Below are 26,065 nucleotides of genomic sequence, written 5' to 3' on the forward strand. Positions count from 1 at the left end.
GCTCCCCGGTGCGGTTGCCGCCCGCGGCCGGTGGCAGCACGCTGTCCTCGCGGCCGAGCCGGGCCGCCGGAGTGAGGAGCGGCACCTTGTTCTACTGCCTCCTGAAGTACGTGCTGCTGGGTCCCCTGCTCAGACTGGTCTTCCGGCCCCGGATCGAGGGCCTGGAGAACGTGCCGGCGACCGGACCGGCGATCGTCGCCGGGAACCATCTCTCGTTCTCCGACCACTTCCTGATGCCGGCGATCCTGAAGAGACGCATCACCTTCCTCGCCAAGGCGGAGTACTTCACCGGACCGGGGATCAAGGGCCGGCTCACCGCGTTCTTCTTCCGCAGCGCCGGGCAGATCCCGGTGGACCGTTCGAGCAAGGAGGCCGGGCAGGCCGCGGTCCGCGAGGGCCTCGGAGTGCTGCGCAGGGGTGAACTGCTCGGCATCTACCCGGAGGGCACGCGCTCGCACGACGGCCGGCTGTACAAGGGCAAGGTCGGGGTCGCCGTGATGGCGCTGACGGCGGGCGTCCCGGTGGTGCCCTGCGCGATGATCGGCACCTTCGAGGCGCAGCCGCCCGGCAGGCTGATCCCGCGGATCCGTCCCGTCACCATCCGCTTCGGCGAGCCCCTGGATTTCTCCCGCTTCGCCGGGATGCAGGACCAGAAGGCCGTACTGCGGGCCGTCACGGACGAGATCATGTACGCCATCCTGACCCTGTCCGAGCAGGAGTACGTCGACCAGTACGCGGCGGTCGTCAAGAGCCGGCAGGCCGAGGAACGGGGCGAGAAGGAGCGCAGGTTCCCCCGGGCGCCCCTCGGCTGACGGCGCGAGGAGGCCGGGCCCGTCCGACGCGCGCGGCGCGGCAGGCGCTCAGGACACGCCAGGGCCCCGGTATTCGGCGGCGATGCCGAAGCGCTGTTGTTCGCGCGGAGCGGACGGGACGTCGCGGACGCGGGACACCGTGCTGGTCACCTGTTCCTCGCCCGGCTCCGCCGCGCCGTCGAGGGCGTCGAGGCGCTCCAGGTCGGCGGCCGAGACCAGCGCGACCAGCGGCTTGCCGTGCCGGGTCACGACGACGCGCTCGCCGCCGTACACCACCCGGTTGATCAGGTCGGCGAGCTCAGCCCTGGCTTGGGTCACCGGAATCTCGTAGGCCATACCCCCATCATACCCACGCGTACGTAATGTACATTCTGTACAGAAGCCGGGAGCCCGGCTCTGCCGCGAGGAGGGGTGTGCCCAGATGGTCCGACCGTCTGCCCGTTATGTCCTGCCCGAGTTCACCGAACGCACCACCGGTTTGGGGGAGCGCAGGCTCGATCCGTACTCGAAGCTGTTCGAGAGCCGGGTCGTCTTCCTCGGGACGCCCGTGGACGAGGCGGCGGCGAGCGATGTGATCACCCAGTTCATGCACCTCGAACACCTGGCCCCGGAGCGGGACATCACGCTCTACCTGAACTGCCCGGGCGGCTCGTTCCACGCGATGACGGCGATCTACGACACGATGCAGTACGTCACCTGCGAGGTGCAGACCTACTGCCTGGGCCAGGCCGCCTCGGTCGGTGCCCTCCTGCTCGCCGCGGGCACCCCCGGCAAGCGGTTCACCCTGCCGGGCGCCCGCGTGGTCCTCTCGCAGCCCGCGCTCCCCCAGCCGGCGCAGGGCCAGCCGAGCGACCTGGTGATCCAGGCGGAGGAGCTGTCCCGGATGCGCGCCCTCATGGAGGAGATCCTGGCCCGCCACACCGGCCGCGGCGAGGAGCAGGTCCATCAGGACCTGGAGCGTGACCTCATGCTGGACGCGCCGGGCGCACTGGCGTACGGCCTGGTGGACGGGGTGGTCCCGAGCCGCCGCGACCTCCCCGGCGAGCGGTGAGCCGGCCGTGCTGCCCGAGGAGTTGCCGCCGCTGCCCGCACTGACGCGCGCGGAGGGCGAACTGGTGGACCGTTACCTGGACGTGGTCGACCAGCTGGGCAGGATCAACCCGGCGCGCGACGGGGACACCTATCGCGGGCTGCGCGCCGCGCAGGCGCTGGTGCGCAAGGCGGAGGAGCTGCGCGACGCGCTGGATCTGATGCACCGGCGGGGCGAGCGGGAGCTGCACGGCGGCACGCTGGCACGGGCCCTGCGGGTGCTGGACGGCGAGCGCCGGGCCGCGCGCGTCGCGCTCCCGCCACAGGTCTCGAACTGATCCGGACGGCTGTGGGGCCCGGCCGGTGCCGCGCGTCTGCGCGCCCGGCCGGGCCCCCGCGCGAAACGGCCCGAACGATGTACCGCCGACCGGTGTATATCCGGGTCCGTTTCCGGCGCTCCCGAGTTGCGCCGCGCCCCTGTCCGTGCGGTGCTGCACGATCATCTTTTCCCAGGTCCGGGGCTACGTACGGGAACTGACGAGCTATCGAACGGAGCAGCTTCCACCCGAACGGGCGAGTGGTGAGTAACGCCACAAATCCCCGGTTCCGTTGGGATTTTCGGACAGCTGTGAGTGAAGATCCCTGTCTGACGACAAGCCCCCGCCACCGCGGCGGGGCGATCCGGGCGGACGCCGAGTCCTGCCGCCGCCCGGATGACCGGTCGACAGGAGTGGATCGGCAGGAGTGGAGGACCCAGGCAAGGCGGGTCGCCGTAGCGGCTGGCCGTCCGTGCGAACGGACGGGCATACGCTCCGGGCCGACCCTTGGGGTGAAGCCGCGGCAACGCGGCCGGGCTACTTCGCCAGCCCGAATCCGACAGGTCATCCTTCACAGGCGGCTGACGAAGGGTTGCGCATGACTGCGCTCAATCGTGTCCCGTCGCTGATGGCCCGGGCCGGTACGGCCTCGGCTCTCACCCTGGCCGCCGTGGGCGGCTCGATCGCGGTGCCGGGGATGTCCTCCGACGCCTCGGCCGCGACCATGGCGACGAAGGCGCTGCAGATCGCGGCGTCCAAGAAGGGCGCCCCGTACCAGTGGGGCGCCACGGGACCGCGCCGGTTCGACTGCTCGGGGCTGACGCTCTACTCGTTCAAGAAGGCCGGCAAGAAGCTGCCGCGGACCGCCGCCCAGCAGTACAACAAGACCCACCACATCTCCGCCTCCAGCCGCCGCGCCGGTGACCTGGTGTTCTTCCATTCCGGCCGGAACGTCTACCACGTCGGCATCTACGCCGGGCACGGCAAGATCTGGCATGCGCCGAAGACCGGCGCGGTGGTGCGGCTGGAGAAGATCTGGTCCAGGAGCGTCTGGTACGGCCGGGTCAACTGACCCCCGCGCGCACACGGGAGCGACTCCAGCCACCGGGCCGCTCCCCGTGTTCTCCTCCGGCACCGCCTCCAGCCCCCGGGCGGACCGGGACGGCCCCCGCGCCCGCCGGATGAACGTTTCACGAGCTTGGCCGCGGTTCCGGCCGGCCCGCCGCGGGCACCGGCGCGACGGGGACGGTCCAGGGCAGCTCGATGGAGACCGTCTTGCCGCCCTCCCGGGTGGGCCGGACCCGGAGCCTGCCGCCGCACTCCGCGGTGAGCCAGCGGATGATCACCATGCCGCGGCCGTTGTCCTGCTGCACGGCCGCGGGCAGCCGCTTGGGGAAGCGCGGATGACTGTCCGTGACACCGATGCGGAGCCGTTCGTCGCGGTCCAGGGCGATGTCGACGGTGAAGGTGGGGGACTGCCCGAGGGTGTGCTGCACGGCGTTGGTGGCGAGCTCGGAGACGATGAGCCGCACGGTGTCGGCCGCCTCGGTGTCCGACGGCAGGCCCCACTCCGCCAGCGTGCCGACCACGTACGAGCGGGCGGCGGCGACCGAAGCCGGTTCGCTCGGCAGAATGACGGATGCTTCCAGATGGTCTGCCATGGCGACGTCGTCCCTTTCCCACGGGACCGAAGTCCGACATGGAGCGGATGGTTCGAGTACGGTCCCGGACTGGTGCTTCCTCGCCAGACTGCCACCACCGGGCCGGTCACGGGGGGCGATCCACCAAGATATGCATATATCTGTCGCTCGATGCGGTGAACTCTGCGACGGGAGACCGTATTCGGGCGGCCCGGAAGGAGTAAGGAGGAGCCCATGCAGAACGGGCCGGCCGTGCGCCGTCGCAAATTGGGTGCCGAACTGCGCACACTGCGCACGGGGGCGGGGCTCACCAGTGGGGAGGCCGCCCGGCTGGTCGGCTGGCACCAGTCGAAGGTGAGCCGCATCGAGACGGGCTCCAGTGGTGTGAAACCGGCCGATCTGCGCCTGCTGCTGGACGCCTACGCCGTGCGGGACGCCCAGCTGCGCGAGCTGCTGCTGATGCTGGCGGGCTCCGAGAACGACGGCGACCGCGACCGCTGGTGGCACGCCTACCGCGGGGTGCTGCCGCCCACCTACCGGGACTTCATCAGCCTGGAATCGCAGGCCAGCACGATGCGCACGCTGGAGACCACGGTGGTGCCCGGCCTGCTGCAGACGGCCGACTACGCCCGCGCGGTGACCCGGGCGGCCGTCAAGGACCTGGACGAGGAGCGCCTGGACGCGCTGGTGGAGGTGCGGCTGGCCCGGCAGGACGTGCTGCGCTCGAACCCCCCGCTGGAGCTGTGCGCGGTCCTGGACGAGGCGGTGCTGCGGCGCGAAGTGGGCGGCCCCGAGGTGATGGCGCGGCAGCTGGAGCGGCTGATGGAGGCCGCGCTGCTGCCCCAAGTACGGCTCCAGGTACTGCCCTTCGGGGCGGGGGCGCATGTCGGCCTCACCGGCCCTTTCGTTATTTTCTCATTTCCGAGCACTTCTGATCTCGATGTGGTTGTTCTAGACCAATTGACGAGTAGCCTCTACCTGGAACGGAAAGAAGACCTCCGGGCGTACTCGGAGGCCTTCCAGACCCTCCAGGAACACGCTCTTTCCCCCCACGATTCGCTCGCCTACATCGCCGGGATAGGTGACGGCGCGTAAGGAGGCACCATTGTCAGCAATGCCTCGGAACGTCCCTGCCAGTACCGACCTGTACGACGTGCGCTGGCTGCGCAGCAGCTACAGCACCGGAGCCAACAACTGCGTGGAGACGGCCCGGCCGCGCTCCGGACCCTGGTCCGGACTGCTCGCCGTGCGCGACTCGAAGGACCCCACGGGTCCCGCGCTGCTCTTCTCCGCCCCCAGCTGGGCCGGTTTCGTGGCCGCGCTCCGCTGAGGCCCGGTCAGCCGCGAGGCACGGCCGTGTTCCGCCGACTCATGGTCGCGTTTCGCCGATGACCCCGACCGCGTGTGCGATCTCCGCGCCGGAGAGGTCCGCACGCGCGGTCAGCCTCAGCCGTGAGACGCCGTCGGGCACGGAGGGAGGTCGGAAACAGCCCACGGCCAGGCCGGCCGTACGACAGTCGGCCGCCCAGCGCACCGCCTGCTCCGGGGACGGAGCCCGCACGGAGACCACCGCGGCGTCCGGACGCACCGCCTCCAGACCCGCGGTGGTCAGCCTTGTGTACAGCTCCCCCGCCACCGCGCGGGCCCGCGCCGCCCGTTCGGGTTCGCGGGCGAGCAGCCGCAGGGCCGCGAGGGCCGCACCGGCCGCCGCCGGGGCCAGTCCGGTGTCGAAGATGAACGTCCGGGCCGCGTTGACCAGATGGTCGATCACCCGCGCGGGCCCCAGCACCACGCCGCCCTGGCTGCCCAGCGACTTGGACAGGGTGGCCGTGACCACCACGTCCGGGGCGCCCGCGAGGGCGGCCGCGTGCGCCGAGCCGCGCCCGCCCTCGCCCAGCACACCGAGACCGTGGGCGTCGTCCACGACGAGTCCCGCGCCGCGCTCCCGGCACGCCTCGGCCAGCTCGGCCAGCGGCGCCCGATCCCCGTCGACCGAGAACACGGTGTCGGAGACGACGATGGCCGCTCCCCCGTGCGTGGCCAGGGCCTTGCGCACCGCCCGCGGGTCGGCGTGCCCGACGACCTGGACCTCGCCCCGGGCGAGGCGGCAGCCGTCGATCAGCGAGGCGTGGTTGCCCGCGTCGGAGACGACGAGGGAGCCGTGCGGGCCGAGCGCGGTGACCGCGGCCAGGTTGGCGGCGTAGCCGGAGGAGAAGACCAGGGCGGCCTCGAAGCCGCAGAAGGCGGCCAGTTCGCGTTCCAGTTCGGCGTGGAGCGCGGTGGTGCCGGTGACCAGCCGGGAGCCGGTGGCGCCGCCGCCCCAGGTACGGGCGGCCCGGGCCGCGCCCTCGGTGACCTCGGGGTGGCGGGCCAGGCCCAGGTAGTCGTTGCTCGCCAGATCGAGCAGCGGTGACTCGGCGGGGCGCGGGCGCAGGCGCCGGACGAGCCCGGCGTCGCGGCGCGCCCGCGCCTGCTCCTCGATCCAGCCGAACGCCATGGGTCCTCCGGTCGTTTTGTAGGTAGCGGACAGACCCTAGCGGTCCGGGCCGCCGTCCACCGTGTGGCGATACCCACACGGTGAAGCGTCTTCGTTGTGCAAACTCTCCTTGGCCGGGGGCAGTCTCGTAGGACAGGATCGGACCTCATGGACCTGCTGAACACGCTGGTGGACAAGGGGCTTCGGCGCGAGCTGCCGACCCGCGAGGAAGCGCTCGCCGTGCTGGCCACCTCCGACGACGACCTGCTCGATGTGGTGGCCGCGGCCGGCAAGGTGCGCCGGCACTGGTTCGGCCGACGCGTGAAACTCAACTACCTGGTCAACCTCAAGTCCGGCCTGTGCCCCGAGGACTGCTCGTACTGCTCGCAGCGGCTCGGCTCCGAGGCGGGCATCCTCAAGTACACCTGGCTCAAGCCCGACGAGGCCTCCAAGGCGGCGGCCGCGGGGCTGGCGGGCGGCGCCAAGCGGGTCTGCCTGGTGGCCAGCGGGCGCGGCCCGACCGACCGGGACGTGGACCGGGTCTCGCAGACCATCAAGGCCATCAAGGACGAGAACGAGGGCGTCGAGGTGTGCGCGTGCCTCGGGCTGCTCTCCGACGGCCAGGCCGAGCGGCTGCGCGAGGCGGGCGCGGACGCGTACAACCACAACCTGAACACCTCGGAGTCCACCTACGGGGACATCACCACCACCCACACGTACGCCGATCGGGTGGACACGGTGCAGAAGGCGCACGCGGCCGGACTGTCGCCCTGCTCCGGTCTGATCGCCGGCATGGGCGAGAGCGACGAGGACCTGGTGGACGTCGTCTTCTCGCTGCGCGAGCTGGACCCCGACTCCGTTCCGGTGAACTTCCTGATCCCGTTCGAGGGCACCCCGCTGGCCAAGGAGTGGAACCTCACCCCCCAGCGCTGCCTGCGGATCCTGGCGATGGTCCGCTTCGTCTGCCCGGACGTGGAGGTGCGCATCGCGGGCGGCCGCGAGGTCCACCTGCGCACCATGCAGCCGCTGGCGCTGCACCTGGCCAACTCGATCTTCCTCGGCGACTACCTCACCAGCGAGGGCCAGGCGGGTAAGGCCGACCTGGAGATGATCGCCGACGCCGGGTTCGAGGTGGAGGGCGCCGACCAGGTGACCCTGCCGGAGCACCGGGCGGGCGGCGGCTGCCACGAGGGGGCCGGGGCCTGCGGTTCGGCGCCCGCGGACGCGCAGCCGGTCGCGGGCGAGCCCCGGACCGATCTGGTGGCCGTCCGCCGCCGGGGCGCCGGAACGGACCTCGCGCCCAATGCCTGACGGGTTCCCGCCGGATGTCGCCGGGCTGCTGGAGCTGGACCGCCGGCACGTGTGGCATCCGTACGGCCCGATGCCCGGGCGTGTCGAACCGCTCGTCGTGGAGTCGGCGAGCGGGGTCCGGCTGCGGCTCGCGGACGGCTCGGGCGAGCTGGTGGACGGCATGTCGTCGTGGTGGTCGGCCATCCACGGCTACAACCACCCGGTGCTCAACGAGGCGGTGACCCGGCAGCTTTCGCGGATGAGCCACGTGATGTTCGGCGGGCTCACCCACGAGCCCGCGGTCCGGCTCGCGAAACTCCTCGTCGACATGTCGCCGAACGGTCTGGAGCACGTCTTCCTGGCCGACTCCGGCTCGGTGTCGGTCGAGGTCGCGGTGAAGATGTGCCTCCAGTACTGGCGTTCGCTCGGCCGGCCCGGCAAGCAGCGGATGCTGACCTGGCGGGGCGGCTACCACGGGGACACCTGGCACCCGATGTCGGTGTGCGATCCCGAGGGCGGGATGCACGAGCTGTGGTCCGGGGTGCTGCCGCGCCAGGTCTTCGCGGACGCGCCCCCGGCGGAGTACGACGAGTCGTACGCGCGGGCGCTGCGCGAGCTGATCGCCCGGCACGCGGACGAACTGGCCGGGGTGATCGTGGAGCCGGTGGTGCAGGGCGCCGGGGGGATGCGCTTCCACTCCCCCGGGTACCTGCGGGTGCTGCGCGAGGCGTGCGACGCGCACGACGTGCTGCTGGTGTTCGACGAGATCGCGACCGGGTTCGGGCGCACGGGTGCGCTGTTCGCGGCGGACCACGCGGCCGTCACGCCGGATGTGATGTGTGTGGGCAAGGCCCTGACCGGTGGTTACCTGACGATGGCGGCCACGCTGTGCACCGCGCGGGTGGCCGACGGGATCTCGCGCGGCGAGGTGCCGGTGCTGGCGCACGGGCCGACGTTCATGGGCAATCCGCTGGCCGCGGCCGTGGCCTGTGCCTCCCTCGAGCTGCTGCTGGGCCAGGACTGGCAGGCCGAGGTGAAGCGGATCGAGGCGGGCCTGCGCGCCGGTCTGGCCCCCGCGGCCGAGGTGCCCGGGGTGCGGGACGTGCGGGTGCTGGGCGCGATCGGGGTCGTCCAGCTGGACCACGAGGTCGACATGGCCGCGGCCACGCGCGCGGCCGTACGGGAGGGCGTGTGGCTGCGTCCGTTCCGGGACCTGGTGTACACGATGCCGCCGTACGTCACCTCCGACGAGGACGTGGCGAGGATCGCGCGCGCGGTGTGTGCCGCGGCGCGGGAGGGATGACATGCCGGTACTGGTGATCACGGGAACGGGCACGGAGGTCGGCAAGACCGTGACCACGGCCGCCCTCGCCGCGGCGGCGGTCGCGGCCGGGCGCTCGGTGGCCGTGCTGAAGGCCGCGCAGACGGGGGTACGGCCGGACGAGCGCGGCGACGCCGACGAGGTGGCGCGGCTCGCGGGCGCCGTCACGGCGGACGAACTGGCGCGGTATCCGGAGCCGTTGGCGCCGGGGACGGCGGCACGGCGGGCGGGCATGGCGCCCGTGCACCCGCGGGAGGTGGCCGAGCGGGCCGCCAAGCTGGCCACGGAGCACGATCTGGTACTGGTCGAGGGGGCGGGCGGGCTGCTCGTCCGGTTCGACGCGGAGGGCGGCACGCTGGCGGACGCGGCGCGGCTGCTGGGGGCGCCGGTGCTGATCGTGGCCACGGCGGGGCTCGGCACGCTGAACACCACGGAACTGACGGCGCGCGAGCTGCGCCGCCGTGACCTGGAGCCGGCCGGTGTCGTCATCGGCAGCTGGCCCGCCGACCCCGATCTGGCCACCCGCTGCAACGTCGCCGACCTCCCGGAGGTCGCCGGCGCCCCCCTCCTGGGCGCCGTCCCCGCGGGAGCGGGTGTCCTGCCCCCGGCGGACTTCCGCGCAAAGGCCCCGGCCTGGCTGGCCCCGCGCCTGGACGGCACCTGGGACGCGGCGGCCTTCCGGGCCAGGGAGGGGGCCCGGCAGCAGCCCGAGGGCATGGCCTAGGAGCGCCGGGGAGGAGACCGACGAGGACTCCTCCCCGGCCCTCGGAACCGTCGGCCCTCCGGCCGGCGGAGGCCCCTCCCCCCGGCCCCTCGCACACCCGTGTCCGCCGCGCGTGTCCGCCCGGGGGTGGCGCCCGCTCCGGCGGGGGACACTTCCCCCGGGCCCACGGTGTCCTGGAGGTCGGTATGCGGCTGGGGTCGAAGGCGGTCGGCGGACGGCGGGAGCCCGGCGCGCACCCGGTGTTCGCCCGGTACTACGCGCGGGCCAGTGTCGGGGCCGAGACACGGCTGGGGTTCGCCCGGCAGCGGGGGCGGCTGCTGGCGGGGCTGAGCGGCCGGGTACTGGAGGTCGGCGCGGGCAACGGGCTGAACTTCGCGCACTACCCCGGCAGCGTCAGCGAGGTCGTCGCCATCGAACCCGAGCCGCTGCTGCGCCGGTTGGCGCTGGAGTCCGCGCTGCGCGCGCAGGTGCCGGTGGACGTCGTACCCGGCGCGGCGGAGGCGCTGCCCGTCGAGAGCGAGGCGTTCGACGCGGTCGTGCTGTCCCTGGTGCTGTGCAGCGTGCGGGACGTCGCGCGGACGCTGGGCGAGGTGCGGCGGGTGCTCCGGCCGGGCGGGCAGGTGCGGTTCTTCGAGCACGGGCGGGGCGGCGGCCGGGCGATGCGGCTCACGCAGCGCGCGCTGGACCTGACGGTGTGGCCCGCGCTCGCCGGCGGCTGCCACCTGTCCCGGGACCCGCTGGCCGCGCTGCGGGCCGCCGGGTTCGAACTCGGGCCGTACCGGAGCCTGCTGCTGCCCGAGCGGGGGCCGAGGCTGCCGGCCTCCTCCTGTGTGCTGGGCACCGCCTGGCGTCCGGACGAGGCGGGCGGGCGCTGATCACAGGCTCCAGCGGCGCAGCTCCCGGGCGATCTCGTCCACGCTCGCCGCGCCGTCCTTCACCAGCCGGGCCAGGTCGCGCACCTGTTCCGGCGTGGTGACCACCTTGGCACCGCTGGCGACCAGGTAGGCGTAGGCGACCGCGGAGGCGAACAGCGCGTTGGAGCGCTCCAGCGCCGGCACGTGGATGAGCAACTGGAGGAGGGCGGCGGCCCGGGCGTACGGCGTCTCGTACACCGGCACACCGAATATCTCCGCCCGGTGCCGTGCGACGGCGGCGATCAGCGCGCCCCAGTCGGCGACCTGCGGGTCCCCGGGCGTCTTCTGTTCGGCGAGCATGAGCAGCCAGGCGAGGTCGATGCTCAGCCCGTTGGGGGAATCGCTCAAGGGATCAGCTGCGTCCTTCGGCCGGACCGGTGCCGCGCGCCTCGGTGAACTCCTCGGCGAACACGGACTCGTACTGCTTCATGAAGTCGGCGGCGGCCTCCACGAACGTCCGGCCGACCTCGCCGGTGTCCTGTCTGACCAGTTCCTCGATGTAGCGGTTCACGCTCATCCCCCGGGCCAGCGCGCGCTCCCGGGCCGCGCGGGCGGTGCCCTCGTCCACGCGCACGTTCAACTGGGTCTTTGCCATGCCTCGACGCTAGCGCCAGGCTGCTAGCAGGGGCAAACGGGCGCGGGGGCACGGCGGGGGCGCACGGGAGCTTTCGCCGGGGGCTCGGCGCACCGTTCCCGCAGGTCCCTCCGGGCCCGCCCGGCCGCCCGGCCCGTCGCGGATTCCCGCTGTGCGCCCGGTCACATTAGGCTCACCCGGGACGGGTAGTACCGGTGACCGGGAGGCGGTCTTGTCCACAACCCCTGCCGCACAGCACGCCCCGGGCCGCACGCCGGGCGAGGGGACCGCGGCCCGTGCCCGCGCGCTGACCAAGGCGTACGGCACCGGCGAGACCGCCGTCCGCGCGCTGGACTCGGTGGACGTGGACATCGCGCGGGGCCGGTTCACCGCCGTGATGGGGCCCTCGGGTTCCGGCAAGTCCACGCTCATGCACTGTCTGGCCGGGCTCGACACGGTGTCGGCCGGGCAGGTGTGGCTGGGCGACACCGAGCTCACCGGGCTGCGGGAGCGGGAGCTGACCCGGCTGCGCCGGGACCGGGTCGGGTTCGTGTTCCAGTCGTTCAACCTGATCCCGACGCTGACCGCCGCGGAGAACATCACCCTGCCGATGGACATCGCGGGCCGCGGCCCCGACCCGGAGTGGCTGGACCAGGTCGTCGACCGGCTCGGGCTGCGGGATCGGCTGACACACCGGCCCGCCCAGCTCTCCGGCGGCCAGCAGCAGCGGGTCGCGTGCGCGCGGGCGCTGGCCTCCCGGCCGGAGCTGATCTTCGCGGACGAGCCGACGGGCAACCTGGACTCGCGGGCGGGCCTGGAGGTGCTGCGCTTTCTGCGCGACGCGGTGGACGACCTGGGGCAGACCGTCGTCATGGTCACGCACGACCCGAACGCCGCCGCCCACGCGGACCTGGTGCTCTTCCTCGCCGACGGGCGGCTCGTGGACGAGCTGGCGCGGCCGACGGCGGAGCGGGTGCTGGAGCGGATGAAACGCTTCGACGCAGGGCGTGCCCTGCCGGACGCGCGGGAGGACTGAGCCGGTGCTCAAGGCGACCCTGAGGAGCTTCCTCGCGCACAAGGGACGGCTCGCGCTGTCCGCGCTGGCCGTGCTCCTGTCCGTGGCGTTCGTCGCGGGCAGCCTGATCTTCTCCGACACCGTCTCCCGCACGTTCGACCGGCTGTTCGCCTCCACCGCCGCGGACGTGTCCGTGCAGCCGAAGCGGGACCTGGTGTCCGCGCGGGCGAGCGGCGCGGTGCAGACCCTGCCGGCCGCGCTGCGGGACCGGGTGGCGCGGGTTCCCGGGGTGGCGGCGGCGCGCGCCGACGTGCAGGTGCGGAACGTCGTGGTGGTCGACCGGCACAACCGTTCCGTCGGGCCGACCAACGGCGCGCCCACCCTCGCCGGCGCCTGGTACCCGACCCGGCACAGCCCGGTGGAGCTGACCTCCGGGCACGCTCCGCGCGGTCCGGGCGAGGCCCTGCTCGACGCCGACACGGCCGGCCGCGGGCACGTCCGGATCGGCGACACCCTGACGGTGCAGGCGCAGCCCGGTACCTTCCGGGTGCGGGTCGCCGGGATCGCGACGTTCACCACGACCAACTCGGGTGCCGGGCTGCTCTACCTCGACCCGGCGGTGGCCGGACGGCAGCTGCTCGGCTCGCCCGCGCGGGCGACCGGCATCTCGGTGGACGCGGCCAAGGGGGTCCCCGCCGACCGGCTCAGGCAGCGGGTCGTCGCGGCGCTCGGCGCGGACGCCGGGGCGTACGACGTGCAGACCGCGCGGGAGCAGGCCAGGTCGGCGGCGGCGAGCCTCGGCACGTTCCTGGACGTCGTCAAGTACGTCATGCTGGGTTTTGCCGGGGTGGCGCTGCTCGTCGGGGTGTTCCTGATCGTCAACACCTTCTCCATGCTGATCGCCCAGCGCACCCGGGAGCTGGGCCTGCTGCGGGCGCTGGGCGCCGACCGGCGGCAGGTGCGGCGGTCGGTGCTGACGGAGGCGCTGCTGCTCGGTCTGGTCGGCGCCACGCTCGGGCTGGCGGCCGGGATCGGCCTCGCGTTCGGGCTGATCCGGCTGATGGGCGTGTTCGGGACGAACCTGGCCGCCGCGCGGATGGTGATCGGCTGGGGCACGCCCGTCGCCGCCTACGGGGTGGGGCTCGGCGTGACCTTCGTGGCCGCCTGTCTGCCCGCCTGGCGCGCGGCGGCCGTCTCCCCCATGGCCGCGCTCGCGGACGCCGAGGTCGCCGCGGTGGGCAAGCCGCTGCGGGCCCGGGGGGTCGTCGGCGCGCTGGTCGGGACGGCGGGCGCGGCGGCGCTGGCCGGGTGCGCGGCGGCGACACGGACCGCGCCCGCCGCCGCCCTGCTGGGTGTGGGCGTGGCGCTGACGCTGGTCGCGACCGTGGTCGCCGGGCCGCTGCTGGTGCGGCCGGTGATCCGGGTGCTGGGCGGGGCCTTCCCCGCGCTGTTCGGGCCGGTGGGCCGGATGAGCCAGCGCAACGCCCTGCGCAACCCCCGCCGCACCGGCGCGACCGCGGCCGCGCTGATGGTGGGCCTGGCCCTGGTGAGCGGCATGTCGGTGGCGAGCGCGTCCATGTCGGCGTCGTTCGACCGGCGGATCGACAAGACCCTCGGCGCCGACTTCACCGTCCAGAACGCCAACTTCACGCCGTTCACCCGGCAGATCGCCGACCGGGTGGCCGCCACCGGGGGCACCGGGCTGGTCGTACCGCAGCGGCTCACCCGGATCGCGCTGCGGCTGCCCGACGGCGGACGGGTGGAGACGGGCGCATCCGCGTACGGCGCCGGGCTCGACGACGTCGTGCACATCGACTACGCGCGCGGCGGCTCGGCGGCGGCGCTCGCCGACGGGCACCTCGCCATGGACGCGACGTTCGCCCGGGACCACGGGGTGCGGCCGGGCAGTGTGCTCCCGGTGGACTTCCCGGGCGGGCGCCGGGCGCGGCTGACGGTCGGCGCGCTCACCGAACAGGCCTCCACCGAGGGCTTCGGCAACCAGGGCGGTGTCTTCTTCGGCCTCGGCACACTGGAGCGGTACGCGCCCGGCGGCCAGGACTCCGCGCTCTACGTCAACGCCGCGCCGGGCACCCGGCCGCAGGACCTGCGGCCCCGGCTGGAGCGGACGCTCGCGCCGTTCCCGCAGGTCCAGCTGCGCAACCAGACCGACTACAAGAAGCTGGTCCACGACCAGATCGGCGTGCTGCTGTACCTGGTGTACGCGCTGCTGGGGCTGGCGATCGTCATCGCCGTGCTCGGCGTGGTCAACACGCTCGCGCTGTCGGTGGTGGAGCGCACCCGGGAGATCGGGCTGCTGCGCGCGATCGGGCTGGGGCGGCGGCAGCTGCGGCGGATGATCCGGCTGGAGTCGGTGGTGATCGCGGTGTTCGGCGCGGTGCTCGGGCTGGCGCTGGGGCTGGTGTGGGGCGTGTGCATGCAACAGGTGCTGGCGCTGCGCGGGTTGACGGCGTTCGCGATCCCCTGGGGGACGATCGTGGCGGTGGTGGCCGGCTCCGCGGTGGTGGGGATCGTGGCCGCGCTGCTGCCCGCGCTGCGGGCCTCGCGGATGAACGTGCTGGCGGCGATCGCCCACGAGTGACGGTACGGCCCACGGCCCGGCGGCGGACGTGATGGTATGTGGCCGAAGGTCAATTCGCCGACGGTGGAGGAGAATTCATGCCGCGCCCGTTCCGTTTCGGGGTCAACATGCTCACGCCCGCGTCCGGGCCCGAGTGGCGTGCGAAGTGCCGTCGCGCCGAGGAGCTGGGGTACGACGTGATCCTCGTCCCCGACCACCTCGGCTGGGTGGCGCCGTTCCCCGCGCTGGTCGCGGCGGCGCAGGCGACCGAGCGGGTCCGGGTCGGCACGCTGGTGCTCAACGCGGGCTTCTACAACCCGGCGTTGCTCGCCCGCGAGGTGGCGACCACGGACGCGCTCACCGGCGGGCGCCTCGAACTCGGTCTCGGCACCGGCTATGTGCGCGAGGAGCACGAGGCGGCCGGGCTGCCGTTCGGCTCGCCGGGCGAGCGGGTGGACCATCTGCGGCGCACCATCGAGGAGCTGGACCGGCTGCTCGCCGCCGAGGACCACCAGCCCCGCCCGGAGCAGTCCCGGGTGCCGCTGCTGATCGGCGGCAACGGCGACCGGATGCTGGAGCTGACCGCAGAGCACGCCGACATCGCCGCCTTCGCCGGGGCCCGGACGGGGAGCACGCGGTCGCTGGAACCGCTCACGGCCGACGAGCTGGACGAGCGGGTGGGGCGCTACCGGGAGCTGGCGGCCGGGCGCGCGGAACCGGCCGAGCTGAGCCTGCTGCTCCAGCAGGCCGTGGTCACCGACGACCCGGAACAGGCGCTCAAGCCGCTGCTGGAGCGGCGGCCGGAGCTGACCCTGGAGTCGGCGCTGGCGCTGCCCGTCGTCCTGGCCGGCCCGCTGGAGGACGTCGTGGCGCGGGTCGAGGCACAGCGCGAGCGGTACGGGTTCACGAACCTGACCGTCCTGGAGCCCCACATGGAGGCGTTCGCGCCGGTGATCGAGCGGCTGCGCGCACGGTCCGCATGATGGAAACCCCGGCGCGCGGGGCCCGGTGGTGATCATGGTGGTCGCATGACCGAGTTGCGCATACGCTCCGCCGAACCCCATGACCTCGACGCCGTGCTCACCTTCTGGCGCACGGCCGCCGAGGGCACCAGCATCAGCGACGACCGCGCCGGGGTGGAGCGCCTGGTGGCGCGCGACCCGCAGGCGCTGCTCCTGGCCGAGCTGGGCGGTGAGCTGGTCGGGACGGTGATCGCGGGCTTCGACGGCTGGCGCTGCCATCTGTACCGGCTCGCGGTCCGGCCCGATCGGCGGCGCCGGGGCGTCGCCACGGCCCTGCTGGCCGCCGCCGAGGAGCGCTTCGTCCGGCTGGGCGGGCGGCGGGCCGACGCCATGGTGCTGGTCCGCAACGAGCGGGCGCAGCATGCCTGGCGGGCGGCCGGGTACGGCCCCGAGGAACGGTGGCGACGCTGGGTGAAGCCGCTCACCGGCTGAGCCGTGCGCGGCGTTGTCCACAGGCCACCGGCATTGCTTTGCCCATCCTTTACCCTGGAGGGAGCACTCGACCCTCTATGAAAGGTAGTGAGCGTCCGTCCATGGACGAGCCTCCCGGCCCGCGACACCGCGCGCCCCACCGACCCCTGTCCGATCATGGGACGGGGGTGACCCGATGACCGAAGTGCTGCTCCTCCTGGTGGCGATCCTGCTGTCACTGGCCTGTGGCGCGTTCGTGGCGGCGGAGTTCTCGCTGACCACCGTCGAGCGCGGCGCGCTGGAGCGGGCCGCCGAGCGCGGCGAGCGCGGCGCCCCGGGCGCCCTGAAGGCCGTACGGAACCTGACCTTCCAGCTCTCCGGCGCCCAGCTCGGCATCACCGTCACCAACCTGGTCGTCGGCATGCTCGCCGAACCGTCGATCGCCAAGCTGCTCGCCGGCCCGTTCCGGGCGCTGGGGCTGTCGGGCGGTGCGGCGCAGTCGGTGGCGCTGGTGGTCGGCACCGCGCTGTCCACGGTGTTCCTGATGGTCGTCGGCGAGCTGGTGCCGAAGAACTGGGCGATCTCCTCGCCCCTGTCCGTGGCCAAGCGGGTGGGCACCCCGCAGCGCTGGTTCAGCGCCGCCTTCCGGCCCTTCATCGCCCAGCTGAACAACACGGCCAACCACTTCGTGCGCCGGCTCGGTTTCGAGCCCGCCGAGGAGCTGGCCTCCGCGCGCGGCCCGCAGGAGCTGGCCGCCCTCGCCCGGCACTCCGCCAAGGAGGGCGCCCTGGAGGCGGACACCGCCGAGCTGTTCGTGCGCACGCTCAACCTGGCCGACCTGACCGCGGAGAACGTGATGACCCCGCGCGTCCAGGTCATCGCCCTGGACGAGCAGGCGACCTGCGAGGACGTGGCGAACGCGACCCGGGCGACGGGCCTGTCCCGGTTCCCGGTCTACCGGGGCAGCCTGGACTCCGTGGTGGGCACCGTGCACATCAAGGACGTCCTGGCCGTACCGGCCGAGCACCGCCGCCACCGCCGTGTCTGGCACCTGATGCGCGAGCCGCTGCTGGTACCCGAGTCCCTCACCGTCGACCGGCTCCTCGACCGGCTCTCCGGCCGCCGCACCATGGCCGTCGTCATCGACGAGTACGGCGGCACGGCGGGCGTGGCGACCCTGGAGGACATCGTCGAGGAGGTCGTCGGCGAGGTGCGCGACGAGCACGACCCGCACGAGACGCCCGACCTCGCCCCGGCCGGCGCCGACGAGAGCGGCCGGGCGCTGTACTCGGCCGACGGCGCCGCCCGCACCGACCAGCTCAGGCGGGTGGGACTGCGGGTGCCCGACGGGCCGTACGAGACCCTGGCCGGTCTGGTCGCCACCGAGCTGGGCCGGATACCGGAGCCGGGTGACCGCGTCGAGATCGCGGGCTGGCGGGTGGACGTGGTGGACGCCTCCGGGCGCCGCGCCGCCCGGCTGCTGCTGCACGCGCCCCTGGACGACGAGAGCGGCGACGAGACGACGGAGGGGGCGCGATGATCGCCGTACAACTGCTGATCGGCCTGGCGACCCTGGTCGTCAACGCCTTCTTCGTGGCCGGCGAGTTCGCGCTGATCTCGGTGCGCCGCTCCCAGGTCGAGCCGCTGGCGCAGGAGGGCGACCGGCGGGCGAAGAGCGTGGTGTGGGGGCTGGAACACGTCTCCGCGCTGCTGGCCGCCGCCCAGCTCGGCATCACCCTGTGCACCCTGGTGCTGGGCGTGGTCGCCGAGCCGGCCATCGCGCATCTGCTGGAGCCGGTGTTCCACGCGGTGGGCGTGCCGGCGAGCGTGGGCCATGTGGTGTCCTTCGTGATCGCGCTGACCCTGGCGACCTATCTGCACATGCTGCTGGGCGAGATGGTGCCCAAGAACATCTCGCTCGCGGAGCCGGTGCGCGCGGCACTGCTGCTCGGGCCGCCGCTGGTCGCGCTGTCCCGGGCGCTGCGGCCGGTGATCTTCACGGTGAACGCGTTCGCCAACGGGCTGCTGAAGCTGCTCAGGGTGGAGGCCAGGGACGAGGTCTCGGCGACCTTCACGGACACCGAACTCGCCGAGATCGTCAAGGACGCGAGCGAGGCGGGCCTGATCGACGACCGCGCGCAGGAACGGCTGCACGACGCCCTGGAGCTGGGCAGCCGCCCGGTGCGGGACGTGGTGGTGCCGCTGGAGCGGGTGGTGTACGCGCAGGTGGGCGTCACCCCCGAGCAGTTGGAGAGGCTGTCGGCCGAGTCGGGGTTCTCCCGGTTCCCGGTGGTCGACTCCGGCCGCCGGATCGTGGGCTACCTGCACGTCAAGGACGCACTGGACGCCGCGCCGCGGGACGTGCCGTTCCGGCTGCGGGACATGCGGCCCATCGCCCGGGTGAAGGCGGGCACCCCGCTGGACGACGTGCTCACCGCGATGCGGGGCAGCCGCACCCACGTGGCCGCCGTGCTGGGCGACGACGGGCGGCTGGCGGGCCTGGTGACCATGGAGGACGTGCTGCGGGAGCTGTTCGGGCAGCCCGTGTGAACCGGGCGTCCCGGACCTGACCGACCGCTGGGTATGGAGCCGGGTTACCATCGCTGTCGCCATGCAGACGAATACCGTTTCTCCCCCGTACTCCAGCCTGGTCGCGGTCGGCGACTCCTTCACCGAGGGCATGTCGGACCTGCTGCCCGACGGCTCCTACCGGGGCTGGGCGGATCTGCTCGCCACCCGGATGGCGGCCAACACCCCGGGATTCCGCTACGCCAATCTCGCGGTGCGCGGGAAGCTGATCGGGCAGATCGTCGAGGAGCAGGTGGATGTGGCGACGGCGATGAACGCCGACGTCGTCACCCTGGTCGGCGGGCTCAACGACACCCTGCGGCCCAAGTGCGACATGGGCCGGGTGCGCGGGCTGCTGACGGAGGCGGTGGAGCGGCTCGCCCCCTCCTGCAGGCAGCTGGTGCTGATGCGCAGCCCCGGCCGCCGGGGCCCGGTCCTGGAGCGGTTCCGGCCGCGCATGGAGGAGCTGTTCGCCTGCGTGGACGAGCTGGCCGCGAAGCACGGCGCCCTCGTGGTCGACCTGTACGGCTCCCCGGCGCTGGGCGACCCGAGGCTGTGGGACGTGGACCGGCTGCACCTGACGGCCGAGGGTCACCGCCGCGTCGCCGAGGCGGTGGGGCAGGCGCTCGGCTACGAGCCGCGGGACGCGCAGTGGCACGCACCGCTGCCGGCCTCGGTGCCGCCCACGTGGCCGGCCCGGCGGGTGGCGGACGTCCGCTTCGCCCGGCAGCATCTGCTGCCCTGGATAGGCCGCCGCCTGACCGGCCGCTCCTCCGGGGACGGCCGGACAGGCGCCCACTTCAGCGCCGAGCTGGGCAAACCCTTCTGGGTCAGCCCCGTGGACGACACGGACCCGGGCCCGGTGACGGACTGGCGGCGGGTGGATCTCTGACCCCGGGCCCCGGCCTCCGGCCCGGCGCATACGCTGGTCCGTGCGACGGCTTCCGGCGGAAGGTGATGAGGCTGCGATGAGCGAACCGACGAAGCCCGAGGTCGACGTTCCGGAGGGTGACGCTCCGGCCGAGCTGACCGTCCGGGACCTGGTCGTCGGGGACGGGCCCGAGGTGAAGCCGGGCATGGTGGTCAGGGTCCACTACGTCGGCGTGACCTTCGCATCCGGGAAGGAGTTCGACGCCTCCTGGGACCGGGGCCAGCCGTTCAAGTTCACCCTCGGCGGCGGCAAGGTCATCAAGGGCTGGGACCGGGGAGTGCGGGGGATGCGGGTCGGCGGCCGGCGGGAGATCATCGTTCCCCCGCGTCTCGGCTACGGCAACCAGTCGCCCTCGCCGCTGATCCCCCCGGGCTCGACCCTTCTCTTCGTGGTGGACCTGCTGGACTCCTATTCCGGCACCACCGGGTGGACCAACTCCTAGGACCTCTCCCAGGCGGAGCACCGCGTACGGGCTCTCGTAGTTTCCGACGAACACCCCGGTGGCGCTGAGCTGCACGAATCGCCAGTAGAATCCGGTTACGTGACTTCAGCGCCCGCCAAGCCCCGCATCCCGAACGTCCTCGCCGGACGCTACGCCTCCGCCGAGCTCGCCACGCTCTGGTCGCCCGAGCAGAAGGTGAAGCTGGAGCGGCAGCTCTGGCTCGCCGTGCTGCGGGCCCAGAAGGACCTCGGCATCGAGGTGCCGGACGAGGCGATCACCGACTACGAGCGTGTCCTCGACACCGTCGACCTGGCCTCCATCGCGGAGCGCGAGAAGGTCACCCGGCACGACGTGAAGGCGCGGATCGAGGAGTTCAACGCCCTCGCCGGCCATGAGCACGTGCACAAGGGCATGACCTCCCGTGACCTCACGGAGAACGTCGAGCAGCTCCAGATCCGGCTCTCCCTGGAGCTGATGCGCGACCGCACGGTGGCCGTCCTCGCCCGTCTCGGCAAGCTGGCCGGCGAGTACGCCGAGCTGGTCATGGCGGGCCGCTCGCACAACGTGGCCGCGCAGGCCACCACCCTCGGCAAGCGCTTCGCGACCGCCGCCGACGAGCTGCTCGTGGCGTACGGCCGGGTCGAGGAGCTGCTCACCCGCTACCCGCTGCGCGGCATCAAGGGCCCGGTCGGCACCGCGCAGGACATGCTGGACCTGTTGGGCGGCGACGCGGCGAAGCTGGCCGAGCTGGAGCAGCGGATCGCCGCCCACCTGGGCTTCTCGCAGGCGTTCACCTCGGTCGGGCAGGTCTACCCGCGCTCGCTGGACTACGAGGTGGTCACCGCGCTGGTGCAGCTGGCGGCGGCGCCGTCCTCGCTGGCCAAGACGATCCGGCTGATGGCCGGCCACGAGCTGGTCACCGAGGGCTTCAAGCCCGGCCAGGTCGGCTCCTCGGCGATGCCGCACAAGATGAACACCCGCTCCTGCGAGCGCGTCAACGGCCTGATGGTGATCCTGCGCGGCTACGCCTCGATGACCGGCGAGCTGGCGGGCGACCAGTGGAACGAGGGCGACGTCTCCTGCTCCGTGGTGCGCCGGGTCGCGCTGCCGGACGCGTTCTTCGCGCTGGACGGCCTGCTGGAGACCTTCCTGACCGTCCTCGACGAGTTCGGCGCGTTCCCGGCGGTCGTCGCCCGTGAGCTGGACCGCTACCTGCCGTTCCTCGCCACCACCAAGGTGCTGATGGGCGCGGTGCGCGCCGGGGTCGGCCGCGAGGTGGCGCACGAGGCGATCAAGGAGAACGCCGTCGCCACCGCGCTCGCCATGCGCGAGCAGGGCGCCGAGCGCAACGACCTGCTCGACAAGCTCGCCGCCGACGAGCGGCTGCCGCTGGACCGCGAGCAGTTGGCGGCGCTGATGGCCGACAAGCTGTCCTTCACCGGCGCGGCGGCCGACCAGGTCGCCCAGGTCGCCGACCGCATCGAGGAGATCGTCAAGCAGCGCCCGGAGGCCGCCGGCTACACCCCGGGGGCGATCCTCTGACCCCGCGTTTCACCAAGGCGGACCTGGAGGCCGCCCGTGACCGTCTCGTCCCGGACGTGGTCGCGGGCGGTCTGCGGGTCCTCTTCTGCGGCATCAACCCCGGCCTGCTGACGGCGGCCACCGGCCACCACTTCGCCCGCCCCGGCAACCGGTTCTGGCCGGTGCTGCACCTGTCCGGCTTCACCCCGAGGCAGCTGAAACCGGCCGAGCAGGAGGAGCTGCTGTCGTACGGGCTCGGCATCACCAACGTCGTGGCCCGCGCCACCGCCCGCGCGGACGAGCTGACCGCCGCGGAGTACGCCGAGGGCGGTCGGCTGCTGACCGAGAAGGTACGACGCCTCGAACCGGGCTGGCTGGCGGTGGTCGGCGTGACCGCCTACCGCGCCGCCTTCGCCGACCGCACCGCCCGAGTGGGCCCCCAGGAACGGACCATCGGCGGCACCCGCGTCTGGGTCCTGCCCAACCCAAGCGGCCTGAACGCCCATTGGACGACGGCGACGATGGCGGAGGAGTTCGCGAGCTTGCGGGTGGCCGCCCAGAGCTAGGGCCTCGCCGGCCGATCTCGTGGCGGTTGCTCGGCGCCGGTGGTGGCGCAGGCCAGGGCCACCTCGGCCCATGTCCAGGCCTGGTCCTGCAGATCCGCGAAGTCCCCGGCCCGTTCCTGCCGCCGCGCCGCGTCCAGCGCCCGGCCCGCCGCCTGGGCCGCACGGGGCGACGGGGCCGCGGCAACGGCCGTGCACGCCTGCGCCACCCGTGCCCACAGCCGAGCCCGTGCCCGTGCCACGTCGCGGCCCGAGCCCGTCGTCTGCCCGTCCACGTGCACCGCCCACTCGTGGGCGCGTAGTGCCGCCTCGGCGGCTTCCGCGGAAAAGTCCATGCCGGCCTCCCTGAACCCGGTTCCCGCCGTCCCGCGGAGCACCGGCCCGCACTCCGTGCTTCCAACGCCCGTCAGTATGACGGGAGTTGCCCCGGGCGCCGGCCACCAGGCGGGACGCGGGCCCTCGATGCCCCGAGAACATGATCCGCCGACGTGTGCCGCGCCGGCCCGACGTGGCAGAAGGGCGTTGGCGGGCCCCCTGGGCCGCACCGGCCGTCCCGGTGTTCTGCTCCCGGCTCCGTCCGGCGCTCGCCGGGGATGGGGCCGGACGAGTACGATCCGGCCAATACCCCCGCGAGCTGGGAGGACGGACGGTGGGGCAGCTGACCGGTGGCGATCCCTCGCTGCTGCGGAGGATCAACTCGGCGGTGGTGCTGCACGCGCTGCGTGCCGCGGACTGCGCGACGCTCACCGAGGTCGCCCGGGTCACCGGGCTGTCCCGGCCCACCGTCGAGGGTGTGGTCGAGGGGCTGATGGAGGCGGGGCTCGTGGTGGAGCGGGCCGCCGACGAGGGCATAGCGCGCCGGCAGGGGCGCCCGGCCCGCCGGTTCCGGTTCCGGGCGGAGGCGGGGCATCTGCTGGGTCTGGAGGTCGGGGCGCACCGGGTCGCCGCGCTCCTGTCCGACCTGGACGGGCGGGTGCTGGGCGGGCAGTCCAAGGAGGTCGGGGAGACCGCCTCGGCGGACGAGCGTCTTGACCGGCTGCGCGGCGCGGTCGCCGAGCTGCTGCGGCGCTGCGGGGTCCCCCGTGACTCGCTGCGCGCGGTGGGCGTGGGCACGCCGGGCATCGTGGCGGCCGACGGCACGGTGCGGCTTGGGACCGCGCTGCCGCAGTGGACGGGGCTCAACCTCGGTGAGCGGCTGAGCCGTTCGTTCAAGTGCCCGGTGCTGGTGGAGAACGACGCCAACGCGGCGGCCGTCGCCGAGCACTGGAAGGGCGCGGCGGACGGCACCGACGACGTGGTGTTCGTGCTGGCCGGGCTGAGCCCGGGGGCGGGTGCGCTGATCGGGGGGCGGCTGCACCGGGGCTTCGGTGGGGCGGCCGGGGAGATCGGGGCGTTGCACCTGCTGGGCCGGGAGGCCACCCCGGAGACGCTGCTGTCCACCACCGACGAGCCGTTGCACCCGCTGGACGAGCAGGCGGTGGCCGAGGTGTTCGCGCTGGCCCGCAAGGGCGATCTGCGGGCGCGGGCGGCCGAGGAGCGGTTCGTCCAGCGGCTGGTGCACGATGTGGCCGCGCTGGTGCTGGCCCTCGATCCGGAGCTGGTGGTGATCGGCGGCTGGGCGGCCGGCCTGGACGGGGTGCTGGAGCCGCTGCGCCGTGAGCTGGCCCGCTACTGTCTGCGGCCGCCCCGGGTGGCGCTGTCCGCGCTGGGCGAGGCGGCCGTGCCGACGGGCGCGCTGCGGCTGGCCCTGGACCATGTGGAGGAGCAGCTGTTCGCGGTGGAGGGCACGGTCACGGCGCGCCGCTGACCGGTCGGGGCGTCCCTTGTGGTGCCACGGCAGGGGGGCGTGAAGTCGCCTGTGGGGGCGGGTGGTTCGGCCGAGTGGGCGGGGCCGCCGGTTTCCGCCACGGTGCCGTGACGCCCGCCGGCACCAGCAGGTGCTCGCCACGCGCCGGGCGCCCTGGTCGGCGACGAGGACCGTGGCGGGAGCGCCGGAGGTGGCCGGTCAGGAGGCTCGCCGCTCCGGGTCGTGGTGTATCTCCACGTCGGCCGCGTCGCCGAACGTCAGCCGGCAGGTGTCGGCGCGGTAGGTCGCGACGGAGAGGGCGGCGGTGCGGCCCTCGGCGGTGAAGCGGGTGGTGACGACGAGCACCGGGGAGCCGGGCAGCCGGTCGAGTTCGCGGGCGTCGTCCGCGCGCGCCGAGCCCAGTTCGACGGCACGGTCCTGGCCCTCCGGCTCCAGGCGGTGCAGCTCCCGCAGCACGGTGCGGGCGCGGGCCGGGCCGGAGGGCGCGTCGATCGCGGTGAGGCCGGGCACCGAGGCGGCCGGGATGTACAGCAGTTCGGTGGCGACCCGCTGGCCGCCCGAGGTACGGGAGCGGCGCACGGTGTGCACGGGCTCGTCCGCACCGGTCTCCAGGGCCGCGGCGACGGCCGCGGGCGGCACCTGCTGGACGCAGTCGGTGGCCTGCCAGGCGTCCTTGGACCCGCCCGGCCAGGCGTGCTGCTCGCCGCCGACGGCCACGCCCACGCGCGGCGGCGCGACGGTGGTGCCGACGCCGCGGCGGCGCTGCAACCGGCCTTCCAGCTCCAGCTGTTCGAGGGCCTGCCGGAGCGTCGCCCGGGCCACGCCGAAGCGGGCCGCCAGGTCGCGCTCGTTGGGCAGGATCTCGCCGACCGAGAACTCCGAGTCCAGCGCTTCGCTGAGCACGGTCCTGAGATGCCAGTACTTCGGTTCCTGCACCGAATCCAGCTGCGTGGTCCCCACCCTGTCCTCCACAAGAGCCGTTATCCGGCGGTTTTTAGCGCCCTTGTTTATTAAAGGTTGTTGCACTTCTCTGCGACCATAGGACGGCCGACACCCTTGGTCAAGACCAATCCTTCATCCCCGCGGGAACGCCGGGGCACGGCGCCGCGAAGCGTTCACGAGGCGTTCGCACGAGGTGATAGTGGTGACATCACGGCGAAGCCCCCGCCGCGCGACGGGGGCCCGGTGCCGTGCGGACGGCTCAGCGGTCGGCCAGATGGCGCAGTTTGTCGGGGTTGCGCTGGATGTACACGGACGTCACCCGGCCGTCCACGACGTCGAGCTGGAACAGGCTGTCCGGCTTGCCGCCGGACAGGACCAGCGCGGCGGGGCCGCCGTTGACCTCCAGCGCCCGCACGGTCAGGTCCGGAACGGCCTCGGGCATGACGGCGGCCAGGAAGCGGGCCACCTTGTCGGCGCCGTGCAGGATCCGCAGGGCCGACCTGACCTTGCCGCCACCGTCGGCGACCAGGCGGACGTCCGGGGCGAGCACCGACATCAGCCCGTCCAGGTCGCCGCCGGACGCGGCGACGAGGAAACGCTCCGTCAGCTCGCGCCGCCGGGCCGGGTCCACGTCGTAGCGCGGGCGGCGCTCCGCCACGTGCCGGCGCGCCCGCCCGGCGAGCTGCCGTACCGCCGGTTCGCCGCGGTCGAGCAGTGCCGCGATCTCCGCGTACGGGAAGCCGAACGCCTCCCGCAGCACGAACACGGCCCGCTCCAGCGGGGACAGCGACTCCAGGACGACCAGGACGGCCAGGGAGACGCTGTCGGCGAGGACGGCGCGGTCGGCGGCGTCGGGGGCGGTGTCGCCGTACTCGGTGAGACAGGGTTCCGGCAGCCACGGCCCGACGTACGACTCGGCGCGCGACCGGGCGAGGCGCAGCCGGTCGATGGCCAGCCGGGTGGTGATCCGCACCAGGTAGGCGCGTGGTTCGCGGATCTCCGCGTGGTCGGCGCGGGACCAGCGCAGCCAGGCGTCCTGGACCACGTCCTCGGCGTCCGCGACACGGCCGAGCATGCGGTAGGCGACCCCGGTGAGCAGGGGCCTGTGCGCCTCGAAGACGTCGGTCGCGGGGTCGGCGGTCATGTCCTCATCCCATCCGACACGCGC

Annotated in this window: 29 protein-coding genes; 21 read left to right on the forward strand and 8 right to left on the reverse strand. The window is 73.5% G+C overall.

The annotated features are described in order from the left end of the window. The first annotated feature begins 86 nt into the window (after positions 1–86). Entirely contained in the window at positions 87–812 is a 726-nt protein-coding gene (locus tag ACSP97_RS06280; protein WP_440556695.1) for a lysophospholipid acyltransferase family protein, read from the forward strand. 48 nt (positions 813–860) lie between these two features. On the opposite strand, the gene ACSP97_RS06285 is transcribed toward ACSP97_RS06280, so the two are convergent. Then, positions 861–1,148 carry a type II toxin-antitoxin system Phd/YefM family antitoxin gene (locus ACSP97_RS06285; RefSeq protein WP_355155080.1) on the reverse strand — a complete coding sequence of 96 codons (288 nt, stop codon included), beginning with the start codon at positions 1,146–1,148 and terminating at the stop codon, positions 861–863. An 85-nt stretch (positions 1,149–1,233) separates the two neighbouring features. On the opposite strand from ACSP97_RS06285, the gene ACSP97_RS06290 reads away from it, so the two are divergent. From ACSP97_RS06290 to ACSP97_RS06300, 3 genes are all read left to right on the forward strand, one after another. Next, positions 1,234–1,863 (forward strand): ATP-dependent Clp protease proteolytic subunit, encoded by a 630-nt coding sequence (locus ACSP97_RS06290; protein ID WP_440556698.1) that lies wholly within the window; start codon positions 1,234–1,236, stop codon positions 1,861–1,863. A gap of 7 nt (positions 1,864–1,870) precedes the next feature. Further along, on the forward strand, positions 1,871–2,179 hold the full coding sequence (locus ACSP97_RS06295; RefSeq protein ID WP_355155100.1) for a hypothetical protein: 309 nt from the start codon (positions 1,871–1,873) through the stop codon (positions 2,177–2,179). A gap of 577 nt (positions 2,180–2,756) precedes the next feature. Continuing rightward, positions 2,757–3,230 (forward strand): C40 family peptidase, encoded by a 474-nt coding sequence (locus tag ACSP97_RS06300; RefSeq protein WP_355155076.1) that lies wholly within the window; start codon positions 2,757–2,759, stop codon positions 3,228–3,230. A 118-nt stretch (positions 3,231–3,348) separates the two neighbouring features. Here the strand turns inward: ACSP97_RS06300 and ACSP97_RS06305 are convergent, their stop codons facing one another. Continuing rightward, a complete protein-coding gene (locus ACSP97_RS06305; RefSeq protein WP_355326567.1) occupies positions 3,349–3,819 on the reverse strand; it encodes an ATP-binding protein in 471 nt (156 codons plus the stop codon). Positions 3,820–4,032: 213 nt separating this feature from the next. On the opposite strand from ACSP97_RS06305, the gene ACSP97_RS06310 reads away from it, so the two are divergent. Next, positions 4,033–4,893: a helix-turn-helix domain-containing protein gene (locus ACSP97_RS06310; protein ID WP_382014707.1), complete on the forward strand. Its 861-nt coding sequence runs from the start codon at positions 4,033–4,035 to the stop codon at positions 4,891–4,893. A gap of 10 nt (positions 4,894–4,903) precedes the next feature. Next, a complete protein-coding gene (locus tag ACSP97_RS06315) occupies positions 4,904–5,128 on the forward strand; it encodes a DUF397 domain-containing protein (protein WP_355155070.1) in 225 nt (74 codons plus the stop codon). A gap of 39 nt (positions 5,129–5,167) precedes the next feature. Here ACSP97_RS06315 and ACSP97_RS06320 read toward each other — a convergent pair whose 3' ends face one another. Further along, positions 5,168–6,295: an 8-amino-7-oxononanoate synthase gene (locus tag ACSP97_RS06320; protein WP_355155068.1), complete on the reverse strand. Its 1,128-nt coding sequence runs from the start codon at positions 6,293–6,295 to the stop codon at positions 5,168–5,170. 147 nt (positions 6,296–6,442) lie between these two features. On the opposite strand from ACSP97_RS06320, the gene bioB reads away from it, so the two are divergent. From bioB to ACSP97_RS06340, 4 genes are all read left to right on the forward strand, one after another. Next, entirely contained in the window at positions 6,443–7,585 is a 1,143-nt protein-coding gene (bioB, locus tag ACSP97_RS06325; protein WP_355155066.1) for a biotin synthase BioB, read from the forward strand. Next, on the forward strand, positions 7,578–8,867 hold the full coding sequence (locus ACSP97_RS06330; RefSeq protein ID WP_355155064.1) for an adenosylmethionine--8-amino-7-oxononanoate transaminase: 1,290 nt from the start codon (positions 7,578–7,580) through the stop codon (positions 8,865–8,867). Before bioB ends, ACSP97_RS06330 begins: the two co-directional genes overlap by 8 nt. Before the next feature lies 1 nt (position 8,868). Further along, complete coding sequence (bioD, locus tag ACSP97_RS06335; RefSeq protein ID WP_440556703.1) at positions 8,869–9,609, forward strand: dethiobiotin synthase; 741 nt, start codon at positions 8,869–8,871, stop codon at positions 9,607–9,609. A gap of 185 nt (positions 9,610–9,794) precedes the next feature. After that, entirely contained in the window at positions 9,795–10,484 is a 690-nt protein-coding gene (locus ACSP97_RS06340; protein ID WP_358274547.1) for a class I SAM-dependent methyltransferase, read from the forward strand. On the opposite strand, the gene ACSP97_RS06345 is transcribed toward ACSP97_RS06340, so the two are convergent. Next, the gene (locus ACSP97_RS06345; RefSeq protein WP_355155098.1) at positions 10,485–10,823 is read right to left on the reverse strand and encodes a fic family toxin-antitoxin system, toxin component; all 339 of its coding nucleotides are present in this window, start codon (positions 10,821–10,823) and stop codon (positions 10,485–10,487) included. A gap of 52 nt (positions 10,824–10,875) precedes the next feature. Then, entirely contained in the window at positions 10,876–11,118 is a 243-nt protein-coding gene (locus tag ACSP97_RS06350) for a toxin-antitoxin system HicB family antitoxin (RefSeq protein WP_355155058.1), read from the reverse strand. 211 nt (positions 11,119–11,329) lie between these two features. On the opposite strand from ACSP97_RS06350, the gene ACSP97_RS06355 reads away from it, so the two are divergent. The 10 genes from ACSP97_RS06355 to mug all read left to right on the forward strand — a co-directional run bounded on the left by ACSP97_RS06355 (position 11,330) and on the right by mug (position 22,151). Continuing rightward, positions 11,330–12,133, forward strand: coding sequence for an ABC transporter ATP-binding protein (locus tag ACSP97_RS06355; RefSeq protein ID WP_355155056.1), 804 nt, complete (start codon positions 11,330–11,332; stop codon positions 12,131–12,133). 4 nt (positions 12,134–12,137) lie between these two features. Next, on the forward strand, positions 12,138–14,711 hold the full coding sequence (locus ACSP97_RS06360; protein WP_440556706.1) for an ABC transporter permease: 2,574 nt from the start codon (positions 12,138–12,140) through the stop codon (positions 14,709–14,711). Between the two features lie 77 nt (positions 14,712–14,788). After that, complete coding sequence (locus ACSP97_RS06365) at positions 14,789–15,673, forward strand: LLM class F420-dependent oxidoreductase (protein ID WP_355326579.1); 885 nt, start codon at positions 14,789–14,791, stop codon at positions 15,671–15,673. Positions 15,674–15,718: 45 nt separating this feature from the next. Continuing rightward, positions 15,719–16,144, forward strand: a complete 426-nt coding sequence (locus ACSP97_RS06370) for a GNAT family N-acetyltransferase (protein ID WP_388315475.1) — start codon at positions 15,719–15,721, stop codon at positions 16,142–16,144. A gap of 175 nt (positions 16,145–16,319) precedes the next feature. Continuing rightward, complete coding sequence (locus tag ACSP97_RS06375) at positions 16,320–17,663, forward strand: hemolysin family protein (protein ID WP_440556709.1); 1,344 nt, start codon at positions 16,320–16,322, stop codon at positions 17,661–17,663. Continuing rightward, positions 17,660–18,673, forward strand: coding sequence for a hemolysin family protein (locus ACSP97_RS06380; RefSeq protein ID WP_355326585.1), 1,014 nt, complete (start codon positions 17,660–17,662; stop codon positions 18,671–18,673). The genes ACSP97_RS06375 and ACSP97_RS06380 overlap by 4 nt, the downstream gene beginning before the upstream one ends. Positions 18,674–18,734: 61 nt before the next feature. Next, positions 18,735–19,583, forward strand: a complete 849-nt coding sequence (locus tag ACSP97_RS06385; protein ID WP_440556711.1) for an SGNH/GDSL hydrolase family protein — start codon at positions 18,735–18,737, stop codon at positions 19,581–19,583. Positions 19,584–19,659: 76 nt separating this feature from the next. Continuing rightward, the gene (locus ACSP97_RS06390) at positions 19,660–20,064 is read left to right on the forward strand and encodes an FKBP-type peptidyl-prolyl cis-trans isomerase (RefSeq protein WP_355155042.1); all 405 of its coding nucleotides are present in this window, start codon (positions 19,660–19,662) and stop codon (positions 20,062–20,064) included. 99 nt (positions 20,065–20,163) lie between these two features. After that, the gene (purB, locus tag ACSP97_RS06395; RefSeq protein ID WP_364731974.1) at positions 20,164–21,606 is read left to right on the forward strand and encodes an adenylosuccinate lyase; all 1,443 of its coding nucleotides are present in this window, start codon (positions 20,164–20,166) and stop codon (positions 21,604–21,606) included. A gap of 56 nt (positions 21,607–21,662) precedes the next feature. Beyond that, positions 21,663–22,151: a G/U mismatch-specific DNA glycosylase gene (gene mug, locus ACSP97_RS06400; RefSeq protein ID WP_358274537.1), complete on the forward strand. Its 489-nt coding sequence runs from the start codon at positions 21,663–21,665 to the stop codon at positions 22,149–22,151. Here mug and ACSP97_RS06405 read toward each other — a convergent pair. After that, positions 22,148–22,483, reverse strand: coding sequence for an ABC transporter ATPase (locus tag ACSP97_RS06405; protein ID WP_364733500.1), 336 nt, complete (start codon positions 22,481–22,483; stop codon positions 22,148–22,150). The genes mug and ACSP97_RS06405 overlap by 4 nt on opposite strands. Positions 22,484–22,797: 314 nt before the next feature. On the opposite strand from ACSP97_RS06405, the gene ACSP97_RS06410 reads away from it, so the two are divergent. Continuing rightward, on the forward strand, positions 22,798–23,955 hold the full coding sequence (locus tag ACSP97_RS06410) for an ROK family transcriptional regulator (protein WP_355155034.1): 1,158 nt from the start codon (positions 22,798–22,800) through the stop codon (positions 23,953–23,955). Between the two features lie 198 nt (positions 23,956–24,153). Here ACSP97_RS06410 and ACSP97_RS06415 read toward each other — a convergent pair whose 3' ends face one another. Together ACSP97_RS06415 and ACSP97_RS06420 are read right to left on the reverse strand one after the other, a co-directional pair. After that, entirely contained in the window at positions 24,154–24,915 is a 762-nt protein-coding gene (locus tag ACSP97_RS06415; RefSeq protein ID WP_358297432.1) for a GntR family transcriptional regulator, read from the reverse strand. A 241-nt stretch (positions 24,916–25,156) separates the two neighbouring features. After that, positions 25,157–26,041, reverse strand: coding sequence for an RNA polymerase sigma-70 factor (locus ACSP97_RS06420; RefSeq protein ID WP_355155030.1), 885 nt, complete (start codon positions 26,039–26,041; stop codon positions 25,157–25,159). Positions 26,042–26,065 lie beyond the last annotated feature (24 nt).

The sequence above is a fragment of the Streptomyces sp. SCPE 10 genome, from assembly GCF_051980735.1.
Classification (GTDB): Bacteria; Actinomycetota; Actinomycetes; order Streptomycetales; family Streptomycetaceae; genus Streptomyces; species Streptomyces misionensis.

What these genes read in the sequence shown, in the direction of transcription:
- ACSP97_RS06285 (WP_355155080.1), bottom strand. Translation starts at nt 1,148, where the DNA reads ATGGCCTACGAGATTCCGGTGACCCAAGCCAGGGCTGAGCTCGCCGAC.
- ACSP97_RS06290 (WP_440556698.1), top strand. Translation starts at nt 1,234, where the DNA reads ATGGTCCGACCGTCTGCCCGTTATGTCCTGCCCGAGTTCACCGAACGC.
- ACSP97_RS06300 (WP_355155076.1), top strand. Translation starts at nt 2,757, where the DNA reads ATGACTGCGCTCAATCGTGTCCCGTCGCTGATGGCCCGGGCCGGTACG.
- ACSP97_RS06305 (WP_355326567.1), bottom strand. Translation starts at nt 3,819, where the DNA reads ATGGCAGACCATCTGGAAGCATCCGTCATTCTGCCGAGCGAACCGGCT.
- ACSP97_RS06310 (WP_382014707.1), top strand. Translation starts at nt 4,033, where the DNA reads ATGCAGAACGGGCCGGCCGTGCGCCGTCGCAAATTGGGTGCCGAACTG.
- ACSP97_RS06320 (WP_355155068.1), bottom strand. Translation starts at nt 6,295, where the DNA reads ATGGCGTTCGGCTGGATCGAGGAGCAGGCGCGGGCGCGCCGCGACGCC.
- bioB (WP_355155066.1), top strand. Translation starts at nt 6,443, where the DNA reads ATGGACCTGCTGAACACGCTGGTGGACAAGGGGCTTCGGCGCGAGCTG.
- ACSP97_RS06330 (WP_355155064.1), top strand. Translation starts at nt 7,578, where the DNA reads ATGCCTGACGGGTTCCCGCCGGATGTCGCCGGGCTGCTGGAGCTGGAC.
- bioD (WP_440556703.1), top strand. Translation starts at nt 8,869, where the DNA reads ATGCCGGTACTGGTGATCACGGGAACGGGCACGGAGGTCGGCAAGACC.
- ACSP97_RS06340 (WP_358274547.1), top strand. Translation starts at nt 9,795, where the DNA reads ATGCGGCTGGGGTCGAAGGCGGTCGGCGGACGGCGGGAGCCCGGCGCG.
- ACSP97_RS06345 (WP_355155098.1), bottom strand. Translation starts at nt 10,823, where the DNA reads ATGCTCGCCGAACAGAAGACGCCCGGGGACCCGCAGGTCGCCGACTGG.
- ACSP97_RS06350 (WP_355155058.1), bottom strand. Translation starts at nt 11,118, where the DNA reads ATGGCAAAGACCCAGTTGAACGTGCGCGTGGACGAGGGCACCGCCCGC.
- ACSP97_RS06365 (WP_355326579.1), top strand. Translation starts at nt 14,789, where the DNA reads ATGCCGCGCCCGTTCCGTTTCGGGGTCAACATGCTCACGCCCGCGTCC.
- ACSP97_RS06370 (WP_388315475.1), top strand. Translation starts at nt 15,719, where the DNA reads ATGACCGAGTTGCGCATACGCTCCGCCGAACCCCATGACCTCGACGCC.
- ACSP97_RS06375 (WP_440556709.1), top strand. Translation starts at nt 16,320, where the DNA reads ATGACCGAAGTGCTGCTCCTCCTGGTGGCGATCCTGCTGTCACTGGCC.
- ACSP97_RS06380 (WP_355326585.1), top strand. Translation starts at nt 17,660, where the DNA reads ATGATCGCCGTACAACTGCTGATCGGCCTGGCGACCCTGGTCGTCAAC.
- ACSP97_RS06385 (WP_440556711.1), top strand. Translation starts at nt 18,735, where the DNA reads ATGCAGACGAATACCGTTTCTCCCCCGTACTCCAGCCTGGTCGCGGTC.
- ACSP97_RS06390 (WP_355155042.1), top strand. Translation starts at nt 19,660, where the DNA reads ATGAGCGAACCGACGAAGCCCGAGGTCGACGTTCCGGAGGGTGACGCT.
- ACSP97_RS06405 (WP_364733500.1), bottom strand. Translation starts at nt 22,483, where the DNA reads ATGGACTTTTCCGCGGAAGCCGCCGAGGCGGCACTACGCGCCCACGAG.
- ACSP97_RS06420 (WP_355155030.1), bottom strand. Translation starts at nt 26,041, where the DNA reads ATGACCGCCGACCCCGCGACCGACGTCTTCGAGGCGCACAGGCCCCTG.